The 24,209-nt window shown below is 40.6% G+C and carries 19 protein-coding genes; 10 read left to right on the top strand and 9 right to left on the bottom strand.

Going from position 1 to position 24,209, the window contains the following annotated elements:
- Positions 1 to 49 precede the first annotated feature (49 nt).
- The 4 genes from GZH31_RS02785 to GZH31_RS02770 all read left to right on the top strand — a co-directional run bounded on the left by GZH31_RS02785 (position 50) and on the right by GZH31_RS02770 (position 5,623).
- Positions 50 to 871, top strand: coding sequence for a class I SAM-dependent methyltransferase (locus tag GZH31_RS02785; RefSeq protein ID WP_036971030.1), 822 nt, complete (start codon positions 50 to 52; stop codon positions 869 to 871).
- Positions 872 to 887: 16 nt separating this feature from the next.
- On the top strand, positions 888 to 2,174 hold the full coding sequence (purD, locus tag GZH31_RS02780) for a phosphoribosylamine--glycine ligase (RefSeq protein ID WP_036971033.1): 1,287 nt from the start codon (positions 888 to 890) through the stop codon (positions 2,172 to 2,174).
- Between the two features lie 94 nt (positions 2,175 to 2,268).
- Entirely contained in the window at positions 2,269 to 4,767 is a 2,499-nt protein-coding gene (locus GZH31_RS02775) for an EAL domain-containing protein (protein ID WP_036971037.1), read from the top strand.
- Between the two features lie 46 nt (positions 4,768 to 4,813).
- On the top strand, positions 4,814 to 5,623 hold the full coding sequence (locus tag GZH31_RS02770) for a DUF2797 domain-containing protein (protein ID WP_036971040.1): 810 nt from the start codon (positions 4,814 to 4,816) through the stop codon (positions 5,621 to 5,623).
- Here GZH31_RS02770 and GZH31_RS02765 read toward each other — a convergent pair.
- Complete coding sequence (locus tag GZH31_RS02765; RefSeq protein ID WP_036971043.1) at positions 5,620 to 8,124, bottom strand: EAL domain-containing protein; 2,505 nt, start codon at positions 8,122 to 8,124, stop codon at positions 5,620 to 5,622. The two genes, GZH31_RS02770 and GZH31_RS02765, sit on opposite strands and share 4 nt — an antisense overlap.
- Before the next feature lie 78 nt (positions 8,125 to 8,202).
- Here GZH31_RS02765 and GZH31_RS02760 point away from each other — a divergent pair, with 78 nt between their 5' ends.
- Positions 8,203 to 8,496 (top strand): DUF4144 family protein, encoded by a 294-nt coding sequence (locus tag GZH31_RS02760; RefSeq protein WP_036971045.1) that lies wholly within the window; start codon positions 8,203 to 8,205, stop codon positions 8,494 to 8,496.
- On the opposite strand, the gene GZH31_RS02755 is transcribed toward GZH31_RS02760, so the two are convergent.
- The 6 genes from GZH31_RS02755 to GZH31_RS02730 all read right to left on the bottom strand — a co-directional run bounded on the left by GZH31_RS02755 (position 8,493) and on the right by GZH31_RS02730 (position 13,433).
- Complete coding sequence (locus GZH31_RS02755; protein ID WP_036971046.1) at positions 8,493 to 9,413, bottom strand: histone deacetylase family protein; 921 nt, start codon at positions 9,411 to 9,413, stop codon at positions 8,493 to 8,495. The two genes, GZH31_RS02760 and GZH31_RS02755, sit on opposite strands and share 4 nt — an antisense overlap.
- A 68-nt stretch (positions 9,414 to 9,481) precedes the next feature.
- Positions 9,482 to 11,029, bottom strand: coding sequence for a serine hydrolase (locus tag GZH31_RS02750; protein ID WP_065978128.1), 1,548 nt, complete (start codon positions 11,027 to 11,029; stop codon positions 9,482 to 9,484).
- Positions 11,026 to 11,541: a gamma-glutamylcyclotransferase family protein gene (locus GZH31_RS02745; protein WP_036971050.1), complete on the bottom strand. Its 516-nt coding sequence runs from the start codon at positions 11,539 to 11,541 to the stop codon at positions 11,026 to 11,028. Before GZH31_RS02745 ends, GZH31_RS02750 begins: the two co-directional genes overlap by 4 nt.
- A gap of 7 nt (positions 11,542 to 11,548) precedes the next feature.
- On the bottom strand, positions 11,549 to 12,169 hold the full coding sequence (locus GZH31_RS02740) for a LysE family translocator (protein ID WP_036971052.1): 621 nt from the start codon (positions 12,167 to 12,169) through the stop codon (positions 11,549 to 11,551).
- A 7-nt stretch (positions 12,170 to 12,176) separates the two neighbouring features.
- Positions 12,177 to 12,959, bottom strand: a complete 783-nt coding sequence (locus GZH31_RS02735) for a hypothetical protein (RefSeq protein ID WP_036971055.1) — start codon at positions 12,957 to 12,959, stop codon at positions 12,177 to 12,179.
- A 3-nt stretch (positions 12,960 to 12,962) separates the two neighbouring features.
- Complete coding sequence (locus GZH31_RS02730; RefSeq protein WP_065978130.1) at positions 12,963 to 13,433, bottom strand: CreA family protein; 471 nt, start codon at positions 13,431 to 13,433, stop codon at positions 12,963 to 12,965.
- Between the two features lie 101 nt (positions 13,434 to 13,534).
- Here GZH31_RS02730 and GZH31_RS02725 point away from each other — a divergent pair, with 101 nt between their 5' ends.
- The 3 genes from GZH31_RS02725 to GZH31_RS02715 all read left to right on the top strand — a co-directional run bounded on the left by GZH31_RS02725 (position 13,535) and on the right by GZH31_RS02715 (position 16,407).
- The gene (locus tag GZH31_RS02725; protein ID WP_180311352.1) at positions 13,535 to 14,122 is read left to right on the top strand and encodes an outer membrane beta-barrel protein; all 588 of its coding nucleotides are present in this window, start codon (positions 13,535 to 13,537) and stop codon (positions 14,120 to 14,122) included.
- Between the two features lie 10 nt (positions 14,123 to 14,132).
- The gene (locus GZH31_RS02720; protein ID WP_065978132.1) at positions 14,133 to 14,462 is read left to right on the top strand and encodes a 5-carboxymethyl-2-hydroxymuconate Delta-isomerase; all 330 of its coding nucleotides are present in this window, start codon (positions 14,133 to 14,135) and stop codon (positions 14,460 to 14,462) included.
- An 895-nt stretch (positions 14,463 to 15,357) separates the two neighbouring features.
- Complete coding sequence (locus tag GZH31_RS02715) at positions 15,358 to 16,407, top strand: metallophosphoesterase (RefSeq protein ID WP_118843992.1); 1,050 nt, start codon at positions 15,358 to 15,360, stop codon at positions 16,405 to 16,407.
- Between the two features lie 344 nt (positions 16,408 to 16,751).
- Here the strand turns inward: GZH31_RS02715 and GZH31_RS02710 are convergent, their stop codons facing one another.
- On the bottom strand, positions 16,752 to 18,890 hold the full coding sequence (locus GZH31_RS02710) for a winged helix-turn-helix domain-containing protein (RefSeq protein ID WP_180311351.1): 2,139 nt from the start codon (positions 18,888 to 18,890) through the stop codon (positions 16,752 to 16,754).
- Between the two features lie 341 nt (positions 18,891 to 19,231).
- Between GZH31_RS02710 and GZH31_RS02705 the strand changes: the two genes are divergently transcribed.
- Positions 19,232 to 22,264, top strand: a complete 3,033-nt coding sequence (locus tag GZH31_RS02705; RefSeq protein ID WP_180311350.1) for a TonB-dependent siderophore receptor — start codon at positions 19,232 to 19,234, stop codon at positions 22,262 to 22,264.
- A gap of 64 nt (positions 22,265 to 22,328) precedes the next feature.
- On the opposite strand, the gene zapE is transcribed toward GZH31_RS02705, so the two are convergent.
- Complete coding sequence (gene zapE, locus GZH31_RS02700; RefSeq protein ID WP_180311349.1) at positions 22,329 to 23,435, bottom strand: cell division protein ZapE; 1,107 nt, start codon at positions 23,433 to 23,435, stop codon at positions 22,329 to 22,331.
- Between the two features lie 58 nt (positions 23,436 to 23,493).
- Between zapE and rsuA the strand changes: the two genes are divergently transcribed.
- Complete coding sequence (gene rsuA / locus GZH31_RS02695) at positions 23,494 to 24,192, top strand: 16S rRNA pseudouridine(516) synthase RsuA (protein WP_036971079.1); 699 nt, start codon at positions 23,494 to 23,496, stop codon at positions 24,190 to 24,192.
- Positions 24,193 to 24,209: the final 17 nt, after the last annotated feature.

The following is a 24,209-nucleotide window of genomic DNA, read 5'->3' as shown; positions in this document are numbered from 1 at the left end:
AATTCACGTATTCTGATTATTAATAACCCTAAAAATGAAGGAATAGATGATGAAATTTGCCGTAAAATCGCTACTTGTTGCAAGCCTAGCACTTGCATCTGCACACGCACTCAGTCACAGCCATGAATCAGCGCTTACAAGTGCTGTACAATCAAGTGAACGTGACGCTAAAAACAGCGCGCGCGATACATATCGCCACCCTATTGAAACCCTTGAATTCTTTGGTTTCAAACCGACAATGACAGTGGTAGAAATTGCCCCTGGTGGTGGTTGGTACAGCGAAATCTTAGCGCCGGCTGTAAAAGGTCATGGCGTCTATTACGCGGCACATTTCCCAGCTGATTCAGAAGTCGGTTATTATCAACGTTCATTAGCGGGTTTTAAGAAAAAGATGAGCGATGATGCACGTTTTAGTGAAGTAAAACTCACTGAATTTGCTCCCATTACTCACCTTGATATTGCCCCAGCCGGCAGTGCTGACTTAGTACTCACATTTAGAAATGTACACAACTGGTACATGGGTAAAGAGAAAGAAGGCACCTTAAGTGCATTTAAAGCATTTTATAAAGCACTTAAACCTGGTGGCACACTAGGCGTTGTTGAACATCGCCTTCCTGAATCTCGTAGTGATGACGATCAGAAATCTTCAGGTTATATGAAACAAAGCTATGTGATTGATATTGCAAAACAAGCAGGCTTTGAACTGGTAGCAACTAGTGACATTAATGCAAACCCACTCGACACAGCAGATCACCCTAAAGGGGTATGGACATTGCCACCACGCTTAGCGCTTGACGAACAAGACGCTGCAAAATATAAAGCGATTGGTGAAAGTGACCGCATGACGCTGAAGTTTAAAAAACCGCTTTAAATAGGATTATTTCGCCATGAATGTACTTGTCATCGGCAGTGGCGGCCGCGAACACGCACTTGCGTTTAAGGCTGCTCAAAATAGTAAAGTAAACACGGTATTCGTTGCGCCAGGTAATGCTGGTACGGCACTAGAGCCAAAACTTGAAAACGTTGCAATCAATGTTGAAGACCTTGAAGGTCTTGTTACGTTTGCAAAAGAAAACGCTGTAGAGCTCACCATTGTAGGTCCTGAAGTGCCATTGGTACTGGGTGTTGTTGATACATTCCGTGAACACGGTCTTGCTATCTTCGGCCCTACAGCTGGTGCGGCACAACTGGAAGGCTCAAAGTCATTCACGAAAGACTTTTTAGCACGACACAATATTCCAACAGCTGATTATCAAACATTTGAACAAATCGACCCTGCTCTTGCTTATTTAAAAGAAAAAGGCGCTCCAATTGTTGTTAAAGCAGACGGCTTAGCGGCAGGTAAAGGCGTTATTGTTGCAATGACTGAGAGCGAAGCTGAAGAAGCTATCCGCGACATGCTTGCAGGTAATAGCTTTGGTGAAGCGGGTAGCCGTGTGGTTATCGAAGAGTTCTTAGAAGGTGAAGAAGCGTCTTTCATCGTCATGGTTGATGGTAAAAACGTATTGCCATTCGCCACAAGCCAAGACCACAAACGTGCTTACAATGGCGATAAAGGTCCAAACACTGGCGGTATGGGTGCATACTCACCTGCCCCCGTTGTTACAGATGAAATTCACCAACGTGTTATGAATGAAGTGATCAACCCTACGGTTGAAGGTATGGCGCAAGAAGGCCACCCTTACACTGGTTTCTTGTACGCAGGTTTAATGATCACTGCAGACGGTACACCAAAAGTGATCGAGTATAACTGTCGTTTTGGTGATCCTGAAACACAACCAATGATGCTGCGTTTGAAATCAGATCTTGTTGAATTAATTGAAGCGGCTAACCGTGAAGAATTAGATAAAACAAGCATTGAATTTGATCCGCGTGCAGCAGTGGGTGTTGTTCTTGCAGCGAAAGGTTATCCTGGTGATTACCCGAAAGGTGATGCAATTAACGGTTTACTTGTTAATTACCCTGAAGGCGAAAAGGTATTCCATGCTGGCACTAAGCAAGATGGTGATGCGGTTGTAACCGCGGGTGGTCGCGTATTATGTGCAACCGCACTAGGTAATACGGTAACCGAAGCACAGCAACGCGCGTATAAGCTAGTTGAGCAAATCAGCTGGGATGGTATGGAGTATCGCACCGACATCGCTTACCGTGCTATTGCACGTGAACAGCATTAAGGTCGAACCTGTACCCTTGTGAAAAAAGCGCAGTTTAACTGCGCTTTTTTAATGCTACACTGTAGTAAAGTATTAATTTGTTAAAGAACCCATTTTGAATAATAAAACGCTGAAATATCATTTTGTTTCATTTTTTATTCTTGCAACTTTGTTTTTTATCATCACGACTTTGTCGACTCATCTTGCAAGCCCTACTCGTTATACTATTGATAAAACAGCGCCTGTATACACCCACACAGCTTACCGTATTGACGACACTGAATCATTAACCCTTAAAGAGCTCCTTTCTGAGCCAAAGAAATTAATTGAGCAACCCTTCGAGTACATAGAATGGGATTTAGCGGCAAAAGATTACTGGCTCAAGCTAGACCTGGAAAATAGACAATCGAAAGCAATTGATTTATTTATCCACTTCGACAATCCCATGGTTGACTATTTAACCCTGTTTGAATTGGATGCTGATCAAAAGCTGATCAAAAAAACGAGATTAGGCGATAAAGTTACTGGGCTTAACTTATTTCAGTACAGTACGCCTCATGCGTTACTCACATTACAGGCTAACGAACAAACAACTCTGGTTGTAAAAATTGATACGGTTGGTATCAGCAAAACCCCCATCAAAATTTATGGTAAAAACGAATTTCAACACCTTATTCGCTCACAAGTGGGGATTTGGGGGATATTTATTGGCGTGCTTATCATGGCGGCCCTTTATAACTTAGTGTTATTTTTTGGTATTCGTGACCGTGTTTACCTAATTTACATTGGTTATATCATTTCAGCCTTATTACTTATGGGCTCAGTACTGGGTTTTGGTTTTTATTTATGGCCTCTTTCATGGCAACTATTTTTTAATGAACACGTCGTTTTTAGTAACTATGCCATTGCCTTTTTCACGGTCGCATTTTGCACCATGTTTTTGCGTTACCACAAAGACAACTGTCTTCTCTACAAACTCAGCATTAGCTTTTTAGCCTTACTGTTCAGTTTTAGCTTAATTAGCTTCTTTATGTTGGAGTACCATTCGTCAAAGATTTTCTTTGCCTTAATGGTGCCGCTGTATATTTTATGTATTTGCATGATTTACAAAAAGCTTGTGAGTGGCTTTCGTTGGGCAAAGTTTTATGTGATGTCATGGGTCCCGTTAATAATAGGTGCTGCTGTGCAACCACTCGAATTAACGGGTTTTATCCCTTACAGTTTTGCAACTCGCCACCTATTTTTAATTGCGATTTTATGCGAGATCGTATTAATGGCAATGGCTTTGGCCGACCGTGTACGGTACCAACGAGAGAAAGCGCTGTATCATGCGACTCATTCGCAGCAAACAAAATTACTTAATCAGGCCATGTTAAAGCAAGCCTACATGAGAATGATAAATGAGCATAGAAACGCCAACTTATGCTTGTTAAAAATCGAGCAGTTTAATGCCTTAATGAGCATTTTAAATCCGACCCAAAGCAGTCATATCATTACCACAGTTGCTAAATCTTTAGAGCACCAACTTAGCAAACAAAGACAGTTTATAAGCTTAGAATCCTCACTGGATACCGCCCCAAAGGTAGCCGATTTAGGCAACGGCATACTGGCTTTTGTTTCAACCAAAATTCAACCGCAAGACGAGCTCAACGAAGAACTCAATACGCTTTGCAAACAACTGCCAAAGCAGTATCAAATATCAGGGCTAGATTTACAGCTTTATTACCGCTTCAGTATTACAGAACCTGTGGAAAATGATGGTTTTGACTCTTGGTTACAACGCGGCTATTTAGGGCTGTCACAAAAGCACCAAAATACTGATACAACCGCCCCACATATCGACATGGATTTAAGTTTAGCGGTGTCATTACAACACGCGATTCGCAGCAACTCTCTCGCCATTTACTTGCAACCCATTGTCAATTTACGCACCGGAACTATCGTGGGTGCTGAGGCGCTATTGCGCTGGCCATCAGCCGATAAGCACCTTGATATTGAGCAACTAATTTTACTTGCTGAACGCACAGGCCTTATCAACGAGCTAAGCTTATGGGTTATCGAAAAAGCATGTCAGACAGTGGCAAAACTGAATCAACAAGGCTATTACGATCACACGATTAGTGTGAATTTAAGTGCTAAAAATTTAGCCATTCCTAAATTAATCGAAAAAATCGAAAACAGTATCTTAAAGCACGGGGTTTCTGCTGCGCAGTTAAAATTTGAGTTAACTGAATTTGCACTGATAAAAAATCACACTGATATGGTGCGTTTCGTAAATGAATTAAATAAATTAGGAAGCCAAGTGATTCTTGATGACTTTGGTACAGGCTACTCTTCATTGAATTATTTAGTTAATTATTCATTTAGTACCATTAAAGTTGATAAGTCATTTATTCTCGACCTTACCAACAACGAGACACACCAAGTTATCGTTAAAACAGCCATTGATATGGCTCATAACCTGGATATGAATATCACCGTTGAAGGCATTGAGGATCAAACGACAGAACAGTTATTAATTAAAATGGGCGCCGACCAAGGACAAGGTTTTTATTACAGCAAAGCGATTCCATTCGATGAGTACCTGTCGTTAATTGCCACACATTCTAAATAGAGCATGTTACACTAGCCTTTTTTACATCTTTAGGGGCTATGTAAAGATGCAAGGCACACTTCGCAAATTAAAATCGTCGCACGCTGCACCCGTTCAATACCACCTGCCAATTGGTGATGAACTCGTTTCTTTAAATGATTACATTGGCAAAACACTGACACTGACTTTTACAGGCAATATTTTTTGTAGCAACTGCGGCAAGAAAACCAAAAAAAGTTACTCGCAAGGTCACTGCTTTGTATGCATGCGTAAGCTCGCTAGCTGTGATATGTGTATTATGAAACCAGAAACATGCCACTTTGATAAAGGGACTTGCCGCGAGCCACAATGGGGGGAAGAAAACTGCATGATCCCTCATTATGTCTATTTAGCAAACACTTCTGGATTAAAAGTCGGTATTACCCGTCACACGCAAATCCCCACTCGTTGGATTGACCAAGGCGCGACCCAAGCACTTCCTATCTTTAAAGTGCAAACTCGACTTCAATCGGGTCTTGTTGAAGTTGCTTTAGCACAGTTTATCGCCGATAAAACGAACTGGCGAAACATGTTAAAAGGCCAATCAGAAGTCATCGATTTAAAAGCTGCTGCTGCAGAACTTATTCCGCAAATAGAGCCTAAGCTCTCTGAACTTGCAGCGCTTTTTGGTGCAACAGCCATTGAAAAACTTAACGAAGACGTTGTTGAACTAGACTACCCTGTTAGCGAGTATCCGACAAAGGTTAGCTCTTTTAACTTTGATAAAAACCCTGAGGTATCTGGCGTACTTCAAGGTATTAAAGGTCAGTACCTCATTTTTGATACTGGCGTCATTAATATTCGTAAATTTACGTCTTATGAAGTCACTCTGGGTTAAGCACTCTGGGCTTTAGCAAGATAAAAGTCATACCATTGCTGCTTCGCTATGGGGCGGCAAAAGTAATACCCTTGGATGGTATCGCAGTTAAGCATTTGCAAATAGTTTAGCTGCTCTATTTTCTCCACGCCTTCAGCAACCACATGAATACTTAGACTTTTTGCAAGCGTAATTATTGCAGTTACAATCTCACTATTGCCATATTCATCCGGCACTTTGGCGATAAAACTGGCATCAATTTTCAATGTATCAATGGGTAACTTGGTTAAATAACTTAGCGCAGAATACCCCGTGCCAAAATCATCAAGCGTAATATGCACACCGAGTTTTTTTAGTGCAAGTAACTCTTGCTTCGCTTCACTAAAATGACTAATAAAGCAGCTTTCTGTTAGCTCAATTTCTAACTTGCGGGGGTCTACATCATATTGTTCAAGTAAACGCGCAACATTAGATGCCAGCAACCCCTGACGTAAATGATTGGCCGAAATATTAATCGCTAAACGGCCTGCCTCAATATCATATTGCCGCCATTTGGTTAATTCCTTACAGGCTTGCTCGATCACCCATAAATCAAGCTTAACAATTAAACCAAGCTCTTCTGCAAGGGGGATAAATTTGGCAGGCGATATCACACCTAAACTCGGCTCTTGCCAGCGTAATAATGCCTCAACGCCTAATATTTTACCGCTATTTAAATGCTGCTTAGGCTGAAAGTACAATTCGAATTCATCGCTTTCGATAGCATTTTGTAAACGACTCATCATCGCTAAACGCTCTAAAGAACGTGCATTCATCGCGGGCTTAAAGAGCTGAAATGAGTTTCGTCCGACTTCTTTAGCACGGTACATCGCTATGTCGGCATGTTTAAGCAACGTTGCACTATCAATGCCATCATCGGGGTAAACAGCCGCGCCGATTGAAGCAGTAATCGCAACCTCATGTTCATTAATTAATAGTGGCATACTGACTTGTTGTAATACTTGCTCTGCGAAGCCCAATAAAGTTTCAACACGGCTCACTTCGCACAGCAATACAAACTCATCGCCACCTAAACGCGCTAGAGTGTCTCCTTGGGGGAGAATAGATAAAATACGATCTGCAACTTGCGCTAATAAGTTATCGCCAGCATCATGCCCTAAGCTGTCATTGACTTCTTTAAAGCGGTCTAAATCAATAAACATCACAGCGAGTAGATCATCGTTTCGCTTAGCCGCACTTAATGCGATTGAAAGCCGGTCATTAAATAAGCGTCGATTAGGCAGACCGGTCAATTCATCGTAATAGGCAAGCTGTGAAATCTTTTCTTCTGCGCGCTTACGCTCCGTGATATCACTGAAAATAGCAGCGTAAAGAATTTCATCAACATTAGGGTCTTTAATTTTAATGATGGTCAACCACTCAACAAACTCTTCCCCCCCTTTTTTGCAGTTACAAATTTCTCCCTGCCAAACTCCGTCGTACTCAATGGCATGCCACATTTTCTGATAAAAAGAACGACTGTGTTTTGTAGAACTTAAAATACTCGGCCGTTTGCCGATGACTTCATGCTCAGCAAAACCTGTTAGCTTTGTGAACGCGGGGTTTACTTGAATAATCGTGCCGTCTCTTTGAGTCAGCATAATGCCATCGAGTGAAGCATCAATAATCTTATTAGCAAGGAATAAGTTACGCTGAGACTTTTGTAGTGCAATGTCGCGTTGTTCAATTGCACGCTCTAATTCACAGCAATAAGCCGATTCAATTTCAGTAATCAAATCGGCAAATGAAATAACGCCACAAATATCGGTATCTCTCACAACAAGATGACGTACATTTCGATCAGACATCAATCGGTACGCATCAAATAGGCTGCTTTCACTATCAATTTCAATCAATGGATAACTTGCATACTGCCAACAAGGATTTAGCCATTCAGTTTGAATGATCAACCCAACAATATCACGCTGCGTAATAATGCCATGAATGTCTAACGCTTGATTATAAACAAGAACGCTTTCAAGGCGCTTCGCGCGCATAATATCAACCACGCCTTCGATAGACATCGCTGAGTCCACAATTTCTAAATCGGTGCGGTATTGCTCATGAATGGGTCTAAACTGTAAATAATGATCAAGCCCTTGATTATGAACTATATCAGAAAGGCTGAGCATTCCCGCGGGCTGCTTATCGTTATCCAATACCAACAAGTGACGAATCCCATGTTGCTGAAAACGCAATGTCGCATCACTCAGCAAGCACTGACTTGGCACAGAAACAACTGGCGCCGACATCACCTCGTGAATCGCCACATCTTTAAAAACAGGGCTGGTAATGTCTACCTGCAAGCAGTCAGCTTCGGTCCAAATACCGACAATTGATTGTTCGTGTTTAACAAAAATAGCCGTTACATTATGAACATGCATCAACCGCACAGCATCAACCAGCGGAGTATGCGCAGGGCACGATACCAGCTTTTGCGAGAAAACATCACCGACCTTTTGATGGCGTCTTGGTTGATTCATAAGCAAACTTACCTAGTTTTGAAAGGAGTTAGCAATTATAATCATTTCAACCTATGTAGCTTTGATGCAGGACAATAAATGCACCAATCATTTCCCTTGATCATCTGCGCACAGCAGGAGTTGGATTACTTAAAAGATGAGAGTGATCTGGAGAGTTTCTTATTTAATTTAGATGAAAATCAAAAAAATCAGGTCATTTTAATAGCCAAAAACGGCCAGCACTTTGACTTAAATAATAACCAACTCGCCCCATTGAGTGATACAGATCTGGCAAAGCGCGTAACGCAACATTTAACTCAAGAAGGTATTTGTTGTCTCAGTAAGGTAACGAGACTGACTACGCAACAAGCATTTTCACTGCTGGAGTCTTAGGGCGCATCCACCAGCGCTTTTACATGAGCAACGGCGCTGCGACCTAATGCAGAAAGAGCGTATCCCCCTTCTAAAAAAGACACAATACCCCGGCAGTGTTGTTGCTCACACAGCTCAGCGAGCTGAGATGTTAGCCATGCATAGTCATCTTCTACAAACTTTAAGCTTGCCATATCATCTTCTAAATGAGCATCAAATCCCGCACTTATGAATAATAACTCAGGCTGAAATTCAGTCAGTTTAGGAAGCCATTGCTCAAGATAAACAGCTTTTAAATCATTACCATCACTGGCAATTGGCAAGGGAGAATTAACCAGAGTTTGATTATTTTCAACAGCCGTATTCGGATAAAAAGGATGTTGGAACAAAGAGCAAAATAATACATTTTCATCGTCTAAAAAGATGTCTTGCGTACCATTACCATGGTGGACATCAAAATCAACAATTGCAATGCGTTGAACCCCTTTACTTTGGGCATACTTAACCGCAATTGCTAAATTATTAAAGACACAAAACCCTGCAGAAGTGGTGCGGTTAGCATGATGGCCAGGGGGTCTTATAGAACAAAATGCCGCATCAATGTTATCAGCAAGAATTTCATCAACCGCAAGTATGCCCGCCCCTACAGCTCGCTCAATGGCTTTCATCGAGTCGGGACATAACCATGTATCACCATCTAGTTCAGCAAGGCCTGAGCTTGGAATCGTTTGCTCAACATGCCGAACAAGGGATTCATCGTGAGCGCGTAAGAAGTCATTCCGGGTGGCTTTGGGCGCTTGTAAATGAGTTACCGCAATATCAACACCGCTTGCCAGTAAGCGATCAGTGATCATATCTAATCGTGCTGGACACTCTGGATGATCTTCTATCATTTTGTGTTTACGGCACATTGGGTGTGAGATAACAGCCGTTCTCATAACATGCTCCTTGAACAATTTTCTCCGATTATAACAAAGCCGCCATGTGGCGGCTTTGCGACTTTGGTTTACTTTTTAGCCTGTAAATCGAGGTTTCTAAAGTCAAAGCTAAAGTCAGTGACCTCGGTCGAAACGGCACGCATTGTCGCGCTACTGACACGGTTATCGGGGTTCATTTGGAACTCGATATACGCATCTGCTTCAAGCAGCTTCTCATCCCATTTAACAATAAACGTATTACCGGTGTAATGCTCAAGCTGGCCTTTTAAACGTTTGGTATGAGTGAAATCAATACGTAGTTGACCATTTAATTCTTCAATTATTACATCGCCATACCAGTTATCATGCAATGTGCCTGTGTAATTAATATTAGGCAGTTTAGGTTGATAATCAGCGGGGGTTTCTGGCGTAGCGTTCGCGTAGGCCTTTTCTTTGTTCTCAAAATGCTTTTTCGCTAACTCTTCCACCCAATCTTTATCGTCAAGTTCAAGGGCATCTTCCAATACTTCGTAAGTCACAGCTGATAATGCACTGAATGCTTGCTGGTTACTTAAAATGACAATCCCAAGGTTTTTCTCTGGGAGTAACGTTACTTGCGAAACCATGCCAAGAATCCCACCACCATGGCCTAGCTTTTTAATTCCATGAAAGTCTTCAATACTCCACCCTAAGCCATAACCTCTAAATTGCTGATGATACATGTCATAGGCACTTTTTGATGCCAGTGAGGTAATGTGTGGATGCCACATTTGCTGCTGTTGTTTTTCTGTGAATAGTTGCTCACCGTTAGGCATTTTTCCGTGAGCAAGTTGTGTACGTAGCCACTGGCTCATATCGTTTACACTGGATGCTATTGCACCTGCACCACGAAAATCTTCTAAGTAATTAACGAAAAATGGGTGTAACTGACCATCCATCGGAATGTGGCCTATTGCCCAGTTTTTATTGCTTTTAGGAATACGTGAAAAACCTGCTCGTGAATTTTCCATCGCAAGGGGTTGTAGTATGTTTTTTTCGATATAATCATTCCAGCTCATGCCTGAGACGCGTGCAACGACTTCGCCTGCCGTAACAAACATTAAATTGTTATACGCATACTTACTGCGAAAACTACTTGCCGGTTTTAAATATTTTAGACCTGCGATAATCTCATCAATCGATTTATCCGTGTCAGGCCAGATCATCAAATCGCCCTGGCCTAAACCAAGGCCACTGCGATGGCTTAATAAATCGCGTATGGTCATTTCTCGGGTCACGTACGAATCGTATAAACGAAACTCAGGTAGGTGATCAATCACCTTGTCATCCCAATTTAACTTACCTTCATCAATCAATTTTGCTAACGCGGCTGCCGTGAACGCTTTTGTATTAGAGGCGATACCAAATAACGTGTCTTTGTTCACTTTTTTACCGGTATCAAGGTTCGCAATACCAAAACCTTTAGCTAGCACTACCTTGTCATTTTCAACAATCGCAACAGCCATCCCCGGTACATCAAAACGTGCCATTGAGGTTTCAATAACTTTTTCTATTTTTTTCGTGTCGATATCGGCATAGCTGTTAAATGCACAGCTAGTTAACAGCGCAGCTGCTACGGCTAATTTACGGAATGTCATAATGTACCTTGGTGATTTTTATTGTTATGAATAGCGAACTCTTTCGCTGCTCGGGTTTTATCTGGATCATCGCGACTATCTCGCGATAGGATAGCTTCACTGTAATGATTTGGCACGCCAGCTTCAAGTGCGCCGCGATGAACATGCTGTAGATACCAGTCGAATGGCAGTAACGCGCTGTCTAATGTATTGGCAATGTAGCAATGCGCTGTCAATTGCTCACCTTCAACTAATTCTACACACACATCAACACAATCGTATCGTGGACCTTCAATTTCATCTAATATCGCTTTTTCAGCTAAACTTAACTGATACACCACACCATAAACTAACGCTTCAGGCTCGTGGGTTTGACGAATACTGCATTTAGCTGAGCCATCTGTGCTCACCATATCAAACGTCAGTTCGTAGCCTTTCAATACCGCTGTCCCGACACGCTTTGCTTCAGGCAGCCTAGCTAATAGACGACTTGACGACATGTTTGACCCAAATGAAAAGTTATATACTGTCATAATCACCTCACACGACTACACGAATGGCTAAGGCAATTAGCACCACACCAATGCCTCTATCAAACCAATAACCACGCTTTAAAAAAAATGCGCGAACCGATGCCTTAGAAAGCACCAGTGATAAAAATGAAAACCACAGCCAAGTAGCCACAGCCATATACACCCCATAGCTAGCTTGCACTCCAACTGGCGTATCTGGGCTAATTACAAGTGTGAATAACGACATAAAAAATAATGTCGCTTTAGGATTAAGCGCATTAGTAAAAAAGCCACGTCGAAACGCTTTGAAGTAGGATTCAGGTGCAGTTTCAGTGAGTGTTTGTTCATCAGTGTGAGCGGGCTTAGCACTGCGAATTGCGTGTACGCCTAAATAAGCTAAATATGCACCTGCCACGTATTTAAGCACCATAAATAAGCTGGGTGATTGTGACAAAATAAGCGCCACGCCTAAAACACAATAGCCAATATGCAGCAGTATTGCCGCGCCCACTCCCGCACTAGTCCAAAGCGCATTTTTACGCCCTTGTTGAATACTTTGTTTAAGCACAACAGCAAAATCAGGGCCGGGGCTTGCCACAGCAAAAAAATGCGCCACAGCAATTAATAAAAATTCATCAACATATTGCACGTGCTAACTAACCTACTTTTTGTTCATCTAAAGCAAGTAGCAAAGGATTAGCGCTATCATTAATAAAGGCTTTTATCTGCTTTTGTGCTTTTTTATATTGGCTACGTAAATGTGGTTTCAAATATTTTTTAGTTTGATTGTCTGTTTTAAAGTGCGTGACCAGTGCATGCATAAATAACGTTTGAGGCTCTGTTAATGCAGCCTGACGATTTGCATACGGATTATAACCACACCCACATCCACCTTTAAACTGATAGACCGTGTTACTCATCATAACCCCAAACCCTAAATAACACGCAAGTGCATCACTGGCCTGTGGTAAAAACTCTTTTCCACCTGGCGGTAACACGCCAACATGATGAATCAATATGGTTGCCAACGTACCAGCAAAGCTCGCCACTAAATCTTGTGGTTGGTTAATTTGATTTTGGTTAAACGACACATTAATCAAATGATTGGCAGGTACCATAAGCGTTGCACTTTCCCCTCTTAATGAGTCTTGAAACGCAAAATGAGGAAATACCTGTGGTGTTAATTGCGAGGGCGAGACCAAATTAACTGGCCACGCTTGCATGCCGGCATAATCAACAACGCGGGCAAATACCTTTTTTGCCATGTCTTCAATGCTAGACACACTGTCAGGAAAGAACTGACTATTCGGCAAAATTATTTGTGTCTGATTTAAAAAGTAATCGCTGTCAAAGTGCTCAACAGCCCACATAAACGTGTCTATTAACCATTGTTGTTCTTGTTCATCAACTAATGGGGCTGATTTAAATAGTGCTAACATAATTTACTCTTGTGAAAGTGCCCACTGCCATGCTTCGGTATTATACAAAGGCACCGTAGATAAGGCGTGATGATGGCTGCCTGTTGACTCTTTGGTTGAATAAGATAGATACAATAAAGTACGCGTTGGCGCATCATAAATGCGACGGACTTTTAACGATTTAAATAAAATACTTTTCGATGACTTAAACACCACTTCACCAGATTTACTACGATCGATACTTTGTAACTGCTGAGCCGTAATTGGTCCCGTTTGACGACACGATATCGACATATCCGATGGATCGGCAAAATCGAGGTTCGCCTCAATATGACTAATATGACAGGTTACACCGCTAATAAGTGGGTCTTGTTGTGATACAACTTTAATATCTTTAGTCGTAAATAGCCCTAAACTGACTGACGCAGCCTCATCCGAACAGCCGTTGAGCAACGCCAAAGTCGCTGCACAGGCTACATATTTCAGTAACTTCATGTTAGTTATCCTTATAAAAACGCGCGTTATGCATTTACAACAATTTGCCTGCTATGTTTCAATACTATCTCAAAACATCCTCAACAACGAGCACCTAAACAATGAAAAAGTCGCTAACTGTATTGTGCTTAATGCTAACGAGTTTCACCGCCTCTGCTGGGTATTCTGTCAGTGCAGGTTTTGGCAAGAATTTCAGTCAATCATTAGAAACCGAAGAAAACCTAAAAATTGATCTCGACGATGATAGTCAATTTACATTCAGCATTGACCGAACTATTGAATCAGCACGGTATGGGCTATTTTACTCAGCAACAACATTGAATATGGAAGCACAGAGTGATAAGAAAATCGAGATGCAATACCTACTATTTCAAAGTGCTGTTGAAGTGCCTCTAGGTAAAAACATCAGTGGCTTTGTCGGTGCACAAATTGGTGCAAACCATGTTAGTACCAACTTTACAGAGTCTGATACCTTTTTTACCACAGGCTTATATGCCGGTGCTGAGTACTTATTTACCGACAATGTACGTGTTTATGTTGAAAGTCGCTGGTTGGCGACTATTGTAAATAATGCAAGTAATGTGTCATGTACCTTGCCCACATCAGAAAACGAACAATGCCTTTGGCATTTCGACGGTGATGTGTTGAACCAATTTCAGACAAACATCGGTTTTAGCTACCGCTTTTAAGGAACACCCCATGCCGCATATTGTTATTGAACACTCTGAAGACTTACCAATTCTTCCGCAAGTGCTGGTTGAAAAAGTACACTTGGCAGTCTTTGATTCTGGTTTATTCGAACTATCAACCATAAAAACGCGTGCCATCGCTTATCAACACTACCAGCTAGGTGAAGGAAAAGACGGTTTTATTCACATTAGCGCATCGATAATGCAAGGTCGTACCGTTGAACAAAAGCAACTCTTGAGTGAGCAATTGCTGAATTGTTTGAGAACATACTGTCGTCGTTCGTACAGCTTAAGTGTCAACATTTCCGACATGAACCCAGACATTTACTGCAAGTGTTAAACAATTTGCTGAGTTAGAAACTCTATTCATAAGCATTTCATTTCTATTTAAGGCAACAAATAAGCAGTAAGCACTCACCACGCTCATTGGGCGACAATGCAAAACCCAATGAGCAACTCTGTGCATATTCAGCTCTCCCTTTAAATCAAAAGAATGTGCTGTTTAAAAATGATAATAACTTGCTTGCTTAGTCATTAAGCGAACATCCTCAGTACACTTAGATTAGTGTCGTGGTTCTCACTCAATGCTTTACTCTCCCTCTAACACTATTTCAGCGCCGAATGCTGTTAGTAGTCGCTTTTTCAAAGTGTTACCCAGTAATAAAACAAGCTAATAAACCATCAAAAGAGAGCGAATATTACATAGTTACTGGCTTTTAGGTACTGGCTTTAACGTACTCACTTTAGACTAATGAGTTACATAGCTACAATCTTATTCGCTTCTCTTTAAAATCATCAAAAACATAACAAATTGTTTTTATTAAACAATATTTAAAAATAGATGTAAAAAAGACATATAAGCCATCAAAAATAGAGTTTAAATGATTTGTTACCTCATTCTGTAATTGCGATAACTCATTACAGGTGCTCTTTTCGCCTTACCTTAGTGATGGATGTTGCAATGAATTAACACCTTCGAGTACATCCCTAGCACCTGATGATAGAGACAAATAACGTAACGCACATAGAAAATTAGGAGGTAAAAATGAATAATCACTCCATAGCAAAGCGAAAGCATAAGTATCGTGAAGAGCAAAAAGGTGTACTGGCTTTAATGCTTGATTTTACGTTTATTATTTTCGTTACATTAATCTGCTCTTTATATATTTACTCACTTTGCTTTATATCTCTTAAAGCTTTGTAATACGCAATTAAAGAGAACCCGAGGTATTAACATGCTCTTTTCTAAGTTTTTAATTTACACATTACTTCTTACAAACTCATTGTTTATCACCACAGCATTGGCACACAATAACGATGAAAAAAGCACCAAGTATGATGATGGCCCTTATTTATTTTATAATAACAATCACATCCAACAATTTGATGTGATTAACAGCAAGCTAGAAATTACAAACTATGCTGGCCCACTTGCTATTCCTGAGGAGTTTAAAGCGACAGACAAGGATCAATATAGTGATGTAAAAAAGTTTGCTGCAATCAGTGATATCCATGGGCAATTTGCAATATTTAAAAAATTGCTCATCAACAATGGTGTAATAAACGACGCATTAAATTGGCAGTATGGTACTGGGCACCTAATCATAACTGGCGATATTTTTGACCGTGGCGACACTGTTACAGAAGCACTTTGGCTAGTATTCAAGCTTGAGCAACAAGCAGCAATTGCCGGAGGTCACGTTCATTACCTTCTCGGTAATCATGAATATCTAGTTTTGCGAAATGACCAACGCTACCTGCACCCCAAATATAAACATACCGTCTCGTTTTTTAACGATAATCTAACAGAGCAATACAGCGTGCAAAGTGTGTTAGGCCGCTGGTTAAGAAGTAAATCAACCATTATAAAATTAAATGACTTTATTTTTTTACATGGGGGCATTCATGAGGACTTTCTGAATCTAAACATGACACTTGAAAGTGCAAACCAAGCGTTTAGAGACAGCATATCTAAAAGTAAGAAGGAATTAAAAGCCAATCCTTTATGGGCTACTTTACATGGAAAAACAGGCCCTATCTGGTATCGAGGCTACTTTAGAGATGAGCAACTTAAAGATGAAGCGGTTGCTGGCGTGCTAAGAAAGTTACAAGCGAGTAAAGTAATCGTAGGCCATACTTCAATGCCATCAATCGAAATGCGTTTCGATGGTAAGGTTATCGCGATCGACAGCTCAATCAAACGAGGAAAAGAAGGTGAATTGCTCCTATGGGAAAACAACCAGTTTTTTAGAGCAACGCTTACCGGTGAAAAAAAGCCACTGTAATAAATGCAATTTAAAGCTGCAACATTAACCACCCAATGCTTAAAGGAGTGCTTAATGTTGCAGTTAACTACACCGTTAATGAGAATGGGTAATGAATAACAGGTAACTGAACAGATTAAGACGTACTTGCACTTAAGGCATTTAGTTTTAAACCCACAGTGTTAAAACCCACTTAGTCTTGTACGCGCTTAGCCTTAAGCCCTCTTGTTTTACACAGAATTTGTCCCCTATTTCGCTGCCTTGGCTATCAGATAAAGACACCGTAATTACATATACATGCCTTTTCTTTTAATACTTACCGGCAAAGCTGTAAAACAGAGGCAGCAAAACTAGAGTTAGAGAAACTAGGGTATAAACTCGGCAGGTAAACGCTTGATCTCTATCTCAGGCAATAAATAAGCGGTATAGACTAACCAACGCTCATTAGGTATGTAGGTTAAACCTGATGAGCGGCTGTATGCTCGTTCAGGTAACGCAATTAAATCAAAATGACGTTGTGTTTCTAAATCATAATAGCTAATACGGTAGTCGCCTAAGCGCACTTTATAGTAATAAATACGCCCTTCATGAAAAGCATTTTCAGCAACATATAACCATGTATAGTGATGCGCTAAATTAATATCCTGTACCAGTAATTCTTCTACACCTGTGTCGTGATGCTTAACCCAAATAGCATCATTTGAGTTACTAAATAATATATCGCCTTGCGATGTCTCAATACCATAACGAGCTTTAGTATTTACAGCCTTGCCTTTAATTTGCCCATTTAAATCATAACGGTATAAATAATCACCATCCGACACCAAAAACGATTGACTGTCTGCTGAAAATCTCGGCTTAATATCAGGCTTAAATGGCAGCGTTAGCGCTTGGCTTTGCTCGACTTTGAAATCATAAAAATATAAAGACGTGCGTCCTTTGTTTTCCAAAAAGAACAAAATATAGCGGCCATCAGGTGACCACGTGGGATCGAGTATTTGCCCTGTAACATGACTAAAATCAGTAAGCTGTTTGCGAGAACTACTATCAGGGTTCACAATCCATAATTGTGAACTACCAGATTCATCAGATACATATAAAAGTTTATTCTGTTGCTCGTTATATTCAGGAAAACGAGAGCTAAAATTAGTTGAAAGCATTGAAAAAGGTGAACTTGCAACTTGCTCGTCTATTTTCAAGCGCGTGATCACTCTATCGAGATCCCACTGATGATAATACACACTGCCATCACTACTAAAGTTAGGTGAACTCATACCTGCAATTTGTGTATTTATTAAAGAGTTGTCACTTATGTCGTAAAAGTACCCATAACGCTTTCCTGCTTCCACAGCTGTAAAAGCCAGTTTATCTTTATGTGGATGCCAATCAACGCCATGAATATCAACAAAATTATCGGTAATGCGGCGGCTTTCCCCAGAAGACACATCGATTAAAAACAATGCTTTTTGATCATTTTCAACATTTCGAGTCACCACTACTTGCTGAGCATCCGGAGAAAATGACACTGATTCATCGATTACGTCACAGTGATCTGTACAGGGTATAAATGTTTCACTTAATTGATTAGCATGTAAATCAAGTAGTTTTAAGCGACTAACAGACTTACCAGATTCAGAAATTTGTTCATCAATATAAACTAATGTACGACCATCAGCACTAATGTCTAAATCAGTTCGAAACTGACGACTACACTCAGTCAGTACCACACTGGTTGCGTTCACTAAAGAGAGTTTAACAATCTCACAAAACTTATTTGTTTGATACCGATAATAATAGAGAGTCTTTGCATCAGGACTGAATACAGAGTGGCCTTTAGTGTAAGGTGAGTCAGTGAGTTGTTTTGCTGGGTGCTCAGGAAAGTGCAAATCACGTAAGTATAAGTTGGTCGGTTTGCCTAACTGTCGCCATAAATACACTAAATAATGCTGGTCGTTTGATATCGCAGGGTATATTTCTCGCCCGGGACTTGCCGTTACGCTTTCGATACTGTTAAGGGGGAGTGAAAATGCAGTATTATCTTGATTATCGGGTTGGGTAGAAAACTGCCAATACAAAGCAACAACACTAATAACAAAAACGGCTACAAAAGCACCCGCAAGAATCGGCCTAATCAATGATAAGCGCCTACTTTTGTTTTTTTCGTTTCCACTTAACGCACATTCAGAGGGAGGTTGAACCAGTCGATACCCTGTTTTACGCAACGTTTCTATATAAGTCTGTTCAGGGTCAAGCTCTTTAAATGCTTTACGTAAATGCCATATTGCATTGGTTAATGCTTTTTCACCAACATAAAAATTCCCCTCCCATACAATATTGATTAACTCTTCTCGGGTAATAGCTTCAGGATAACGCGCAACAAGACAAGCGAGTAATTCAATAAACTTTGGTTGTAAGATTTGCTCGCTATTATCATGGATCAGTTTGTTTTCTAGCGGGTTAATAACACAACGACCCAATTGATAAGCACGATTAGTTGTTTCCATTAACTCAAAATAACCCTCATTGTTGGTATGTAGCAGTATATAGCTTATTCAAGTTATCTTAAATCCTCCCTTTTAACCAGCTTTAAAGTTAAGAACTAGTTAATAGCATCTTCACAGCTAACCTACTGATTTTAAATAAATAGACATTCAATAGATGTTAAATAGAGACATAAACGAGTCATGGTTAGTTGTAGTTGCATTCACATTTATATAAAAGTTTTAACGTCAATACCTGACAACCAGAGTGTTGCTCGCTGTACATTTATACTTAACTGCCCTTAATTGAGCTTCACTCTGGTTTTTTAGAACTAAAAATAAACACAACATAAGTAGGAACACCCGTGAGAAATCAACTAATCAAACCGTGTGCTATCGCGCTTGCTGTAACGAGCGCTTTATGCCAGCAAGCTTATGCAAATGAAGCTGAAGAAGTTAAAATTGACCGTCAACAAACTGCTAACTCTGTTAATGTTGAACCCGAAGCCAAAGAAGACGTTGAGCAAATCATTGTTACTGGTTCGCGCTTAAAGCGTGATAGTTTTTCTGTAACAACCCCCTTAGTAACGATGGACAAAGCGGCGATTGAAGACACTGGTTTATCTAATTTATCAGATATACTTGTGGATAATATGCCCGGTTTAGGTATAGATATTGGTAACACAACTAGCCAATCAAATAACTCTAATACAGGTTTATCAACTGTTGAACTTCGTAATCTAGGTGCTAATAGAACTCTTACCCTAATAGATGGTCGTCGTGTTGTAGCAAATAGTTACAGTGGTAACTATGTAAGCCTTAACACTATCCCGAGTGGTATGGTTGAACGTGTTGAAATCATTAGTGGTGGTGCCTCTGCTACTTATGGCGCTGATGCCGTAGCCGGTGTAGTTAATATTATTACCCAGTCGAAAAAAGAAGGCTTTGATTTTTCGGCTAAAACTGGCCGCACTGATGAAGGTGGAGGTAAAACCTTTACCATAGATGCAAACTACGGCAGTTCATTTGCAGAAGATCGTGGTTATATGTATGTCAGTGCAAACTGGGACCGCGATTTTGGTATTAGTTACTACGATAGAAAGCGTGCCCAGATGGAAGCCGACGTATTCTATAACGAAGATGAACTATGTAATGGTGTTGGCACAACTACGGGCGACCAATGTATGCGCGATACCACACGTGCTGACTGGCGAGATAGAAGTGACGGTCTTCCTGGCGGTGTTTTCTTAGAAAGCTCAAAGAATGATACGCAGTTTTGGTATGACGGTACAAATTTACGTGATGATTGGGCTGGAAACGAAGAATTATACGGCATCAACTCAGCTCAGTATGTAATGTTAAACGTACCGAGTGATAACTTATCACTTGCTCTAAAAGCTGATTTTGATATCAATGATAGCACTACTGCATATGCGCAAGTGCAATTTAGTAAAAGTGGTTCATTTAATAACAAATCACCAGAAGACACATCAGAAGGCAGTGAGGTCGTTTATATTAACCCAACGACTGGTGAAGCAGAACCATTCTCAGCTGGTTATATTCCTATTGATAACCCTTACGTACCGCAAAGAATTATCGATAGCGACCCGTATAAAGACCGTATATATTGGGACCGAAGATTCAATGAAGTGGGCAATATTAGCACTGACAATAACCGCGAGACAATTCGAACATGGGCGGGCTTACAAGGCACTATGTTTGATGAAATGTGGGATTGGGATGTTTCTGTAGGTTATGGTCGATACAAGCAAAAACAAGTACGCGCCAATGAACTTAGCTTAGTACGTTTAGCACAAGCCCTTGATGCTGAAAAGCTAAATGATGGCACTATTCAATGTGCTGACAGTGATGCACGTGATGAAGGTTGTGTGGCTGTTAATTTATTTGGTGAAGGCTCTATCACACCTGAAATGGCTGACTGGATCCGCTCGACACCAGTACTTGAAACAACCAATGAACAACTTACCTTAATGGGTTACATTAGTGGTGATTTATTCGAATTACCAGCGGGTTATGTGTCGTCTGTTTTTGGTGGTGAATACCGTAGAGATTCGCAAGACATTAAAACATCTACAGACATGCAAACGGGCGGTATTACTTATAACTACATGCCAGAATTTTACGGTGAAATTGATGTAGTTGAGGCCTTCGCAGAGTTTGGTATTCCCCTTTTACGTGATGCTCCTTTAGCAAAAAGTTTAGACGCTGAAACATCAATACGTATCTCTAACTACGACATTGACGAAGTAGGCACTGTTGCTAGTTATAAGTTAGGGTTATTTTGGAAACCTGTTGATACACTCGCTTTACGTGCAAATTATGCACGAGCTCAACGCGCTCCTACAATTACCGAATTCATGTCACCTGAACGTGGTGATTACGATTCATACAAAGACATCTGTGATGGGGTGACAGCAACTTCTGACGATATAGGTCACAATAACTGTCGTCTAGATCCAGCTATCGCAGCTCTAATTACAGAGGATGCTAGTTTTGAACTTGATGATGACAACAGCGGTTATTCTCCATCATCTGGTAACAGTAATATAAAAGAAGAAACCGCAGATACTTATACTGCTGGCTTCACTTATTCACCAGAGAGTCTAAAAGACTTCAATTTAGCGGTTGATTATTACGATATCGCAATTGAGGATGCAATTGATGAAATAAGTAATGAGAATATTCTATATCAATGTTACGCATCAGATACTGGCTATGGTACGACTAACCCATTTTGTAATGATATTACCCGCGGTAGTGATGGACAAATCAATAAGATACAGCAGCGTGAATATAACCTTGATGAAATTAGAACTCGCGGTTATGACGTTGTAGCTACCTATAACTTTGACCTAGATGACATGGGTAATATCGCAGTCAAACTTGATTACAACCATATCATTGAACACTCTCAAACATTTTTAGGTGAAGATGGTGATTTCGTAACAACCAACTATGTTGGCTATGGACGAGGTAAAGATAAAGCTGCATTCTCGCTTTCGTGGAGCAATGAAAACTTACGTATTCGTTGGAGCTCTCAGTTCCAAGGAAGCTTCCGAGAAGATGAACAGCTAGATCGAGATTACGAAAAAGCGATTGCTAAAAATACTGAAAAGTGTGCAAATGAATCAGCTGATTGTATTAGTAACCCTGAGCCACTTGCATTTCAAAAGTTTGGCTCATTTATAAAACACAACTTAGCAGCTTCATACACTATGGAACTAGATAATAACAGCGAATTACGTTTATCAGGTGGTATTAACAACATCTTTGATAACAATGGGGCGTTTTTCCCACATGGAACAGGTAACTTCAACTCTGATTGGGGTGGTGGTAAAGGCCGCTATATGTTTATTGGAGCGCAATATAGCTTCTAAAAAAATATTTTAATGCTCCCAAGCAATCCCTGGTAAAGGCGAAGCGTGATGGCTTCGTCTTTTTTCACCATGTTTGTACCTCAATAAGGCGTGATTCTGCTCGGGCGTATTCAAATGCTAACTTGTGGCCTTGATACAACTCACTTATGCTCCCCTCGGCTGATATAATCAACAGCCTATTTCTATCATAAAATTCATCCACTAAAGCAATAAAACGCCGCGCTTCATCATCTAAAAAATGTTCTTGTAAATCTTGTTTCTCACGCTGATAACTGTCTTCAATACCGTGTACTATCTGCTTACCTGTCGCACCTCGTCCCATAACGGGGACGTTAAGCAAATACACTCGTTTAAACTGCTCAGCTAAATAGATATAATCAGCCGTACTGCGTGCTCCTGAGCACAGCGCCATAAAATCAAACATAATGGCTTCTTTTGCCTTTAGCACGAAGCAAATACTTCGATTGTGAACCGTTATAGCCTGATTCTCAGTAATTGCTTGCTCTTGCGCATAAAAGCGCTCTTTTATTGCTTCATCATTATTGATAACAAAGTGTTTATTTTGTTTTCCAAAGCGAAGCCGATGATCAGTCTCGCCCGCAATACTCATCACACAGCAATTTTGTTGTAATAAATCAATAGTCGGTAAAAAACGTGCACGTTGTAGGCCATTCCAATATAGCCTCTCAGGCTGACAATTTGAGGTGGTAACCAGTACAACTTGATGCTCGAATAGCGCTTCAAAAAGCCCTGCTAAAATCATTGCATCGCCAATATCAGAGACAAAAAATTCATCAAAACAAAGTATTTTAATTCGCGCGGCCCACTCTTTGGCAATAACAGACAGCGGATTTTTTTGTCCTTGTAATTCTCCCAAACGTGCATGCACTTGCTTCATAAAATGGTGAAAGTGCAACCGCACTTTTTCTTTGATATCGACATGATGGAAAAACACATCCATCAGCATCGACTTACCGCGTCCAACTGGACCGTGCAGATAAAGGCCTTTAATTGGCTTTCGTCTTTTCCAGAAAGATGTTGGGGCTGTTAACTCAAAGGCTAAACTATCAAGCGCAGTAATGGCATTGCGCTGAGCAACATCATCACTTAAGACTCCCTGCTCTATTTGCGCATTGTAGTACTGTAAAATTTGTCCTTGCTGTACTGTCATAGGTCACTAGTATCCGCTATACTCGCCGCCATTGTAGCCGACTAAAAATGTGATCCCAATGAAATTTCCATGCCGTTTAGATAAATTTATCAGCCATATTGCAGAGTTACCTCGCAGTAAAACCAGAGCGGGTATAAAGCGTAAGTACGCTAGCGTTAATGGTGAGGTGATCACCTCGTTTGATTATTCAATAACTCAAGAAGACGATGTACGTTGGCAAGGCGAACCGTTAGTATTTTTAGGTAAACGCTACTTTATGCTCAATAAGCCCTCAGGCTATGTATGCGCAAATAAAGATGACTTACACCCAACTGTGTTTGATTTATTAGACGAACCAAACATGAGTGATTTTCATGTTGCCGGACGCTTAGATATCGATACGACAGGTCTTGTTATCATCACTAACGATGGCGATTGGTCACACAAAATTACGGCTCCTAAACACAATAAATTCAAAACGTACTTAGTTGAAACACAAGAGCCTATCGATGAAGATGCTATTTTAGCTCTGCAGCAAGGTGTGCAATTACATAACGAAAAAGAGTTAACTCGCCCAGCCATTGTTGAGCAACTTGCGAGTTACAGTTTACGTTTATCAATCTGCGAAGGTAAGTACCATCAAGTTAAGCGAATGCTTGCCGCTGTTGGCAATAAAGTCGTTGAATTGCATCGTGAAAAAATAGGCGACATTCACCTTGATGAAAACTTAAAGAGTGGTGAATATCGTCCGCTAACAGACGCTGAATTGATACTCTAAATAGGGACTTGAGTAAA

The sequence above is a fragment of the Pseudoalteromonas sp. JSTW genome (assembly GCF_013423925.1).
Taxonomy (GTDB): domain Bacteria; phylum Pseudomonadota; class Gammaproteobacteria; order Enterobacterales; family Alteromonadaceae; genus Pseudoalteromonas; species Pseudoalteromonas lipolytica.
The sequence above is the reverse complement of the archived record's forward strand: the minus strand, read 5'-3'. Positions and strand labels throughout refer to the sequence as shown.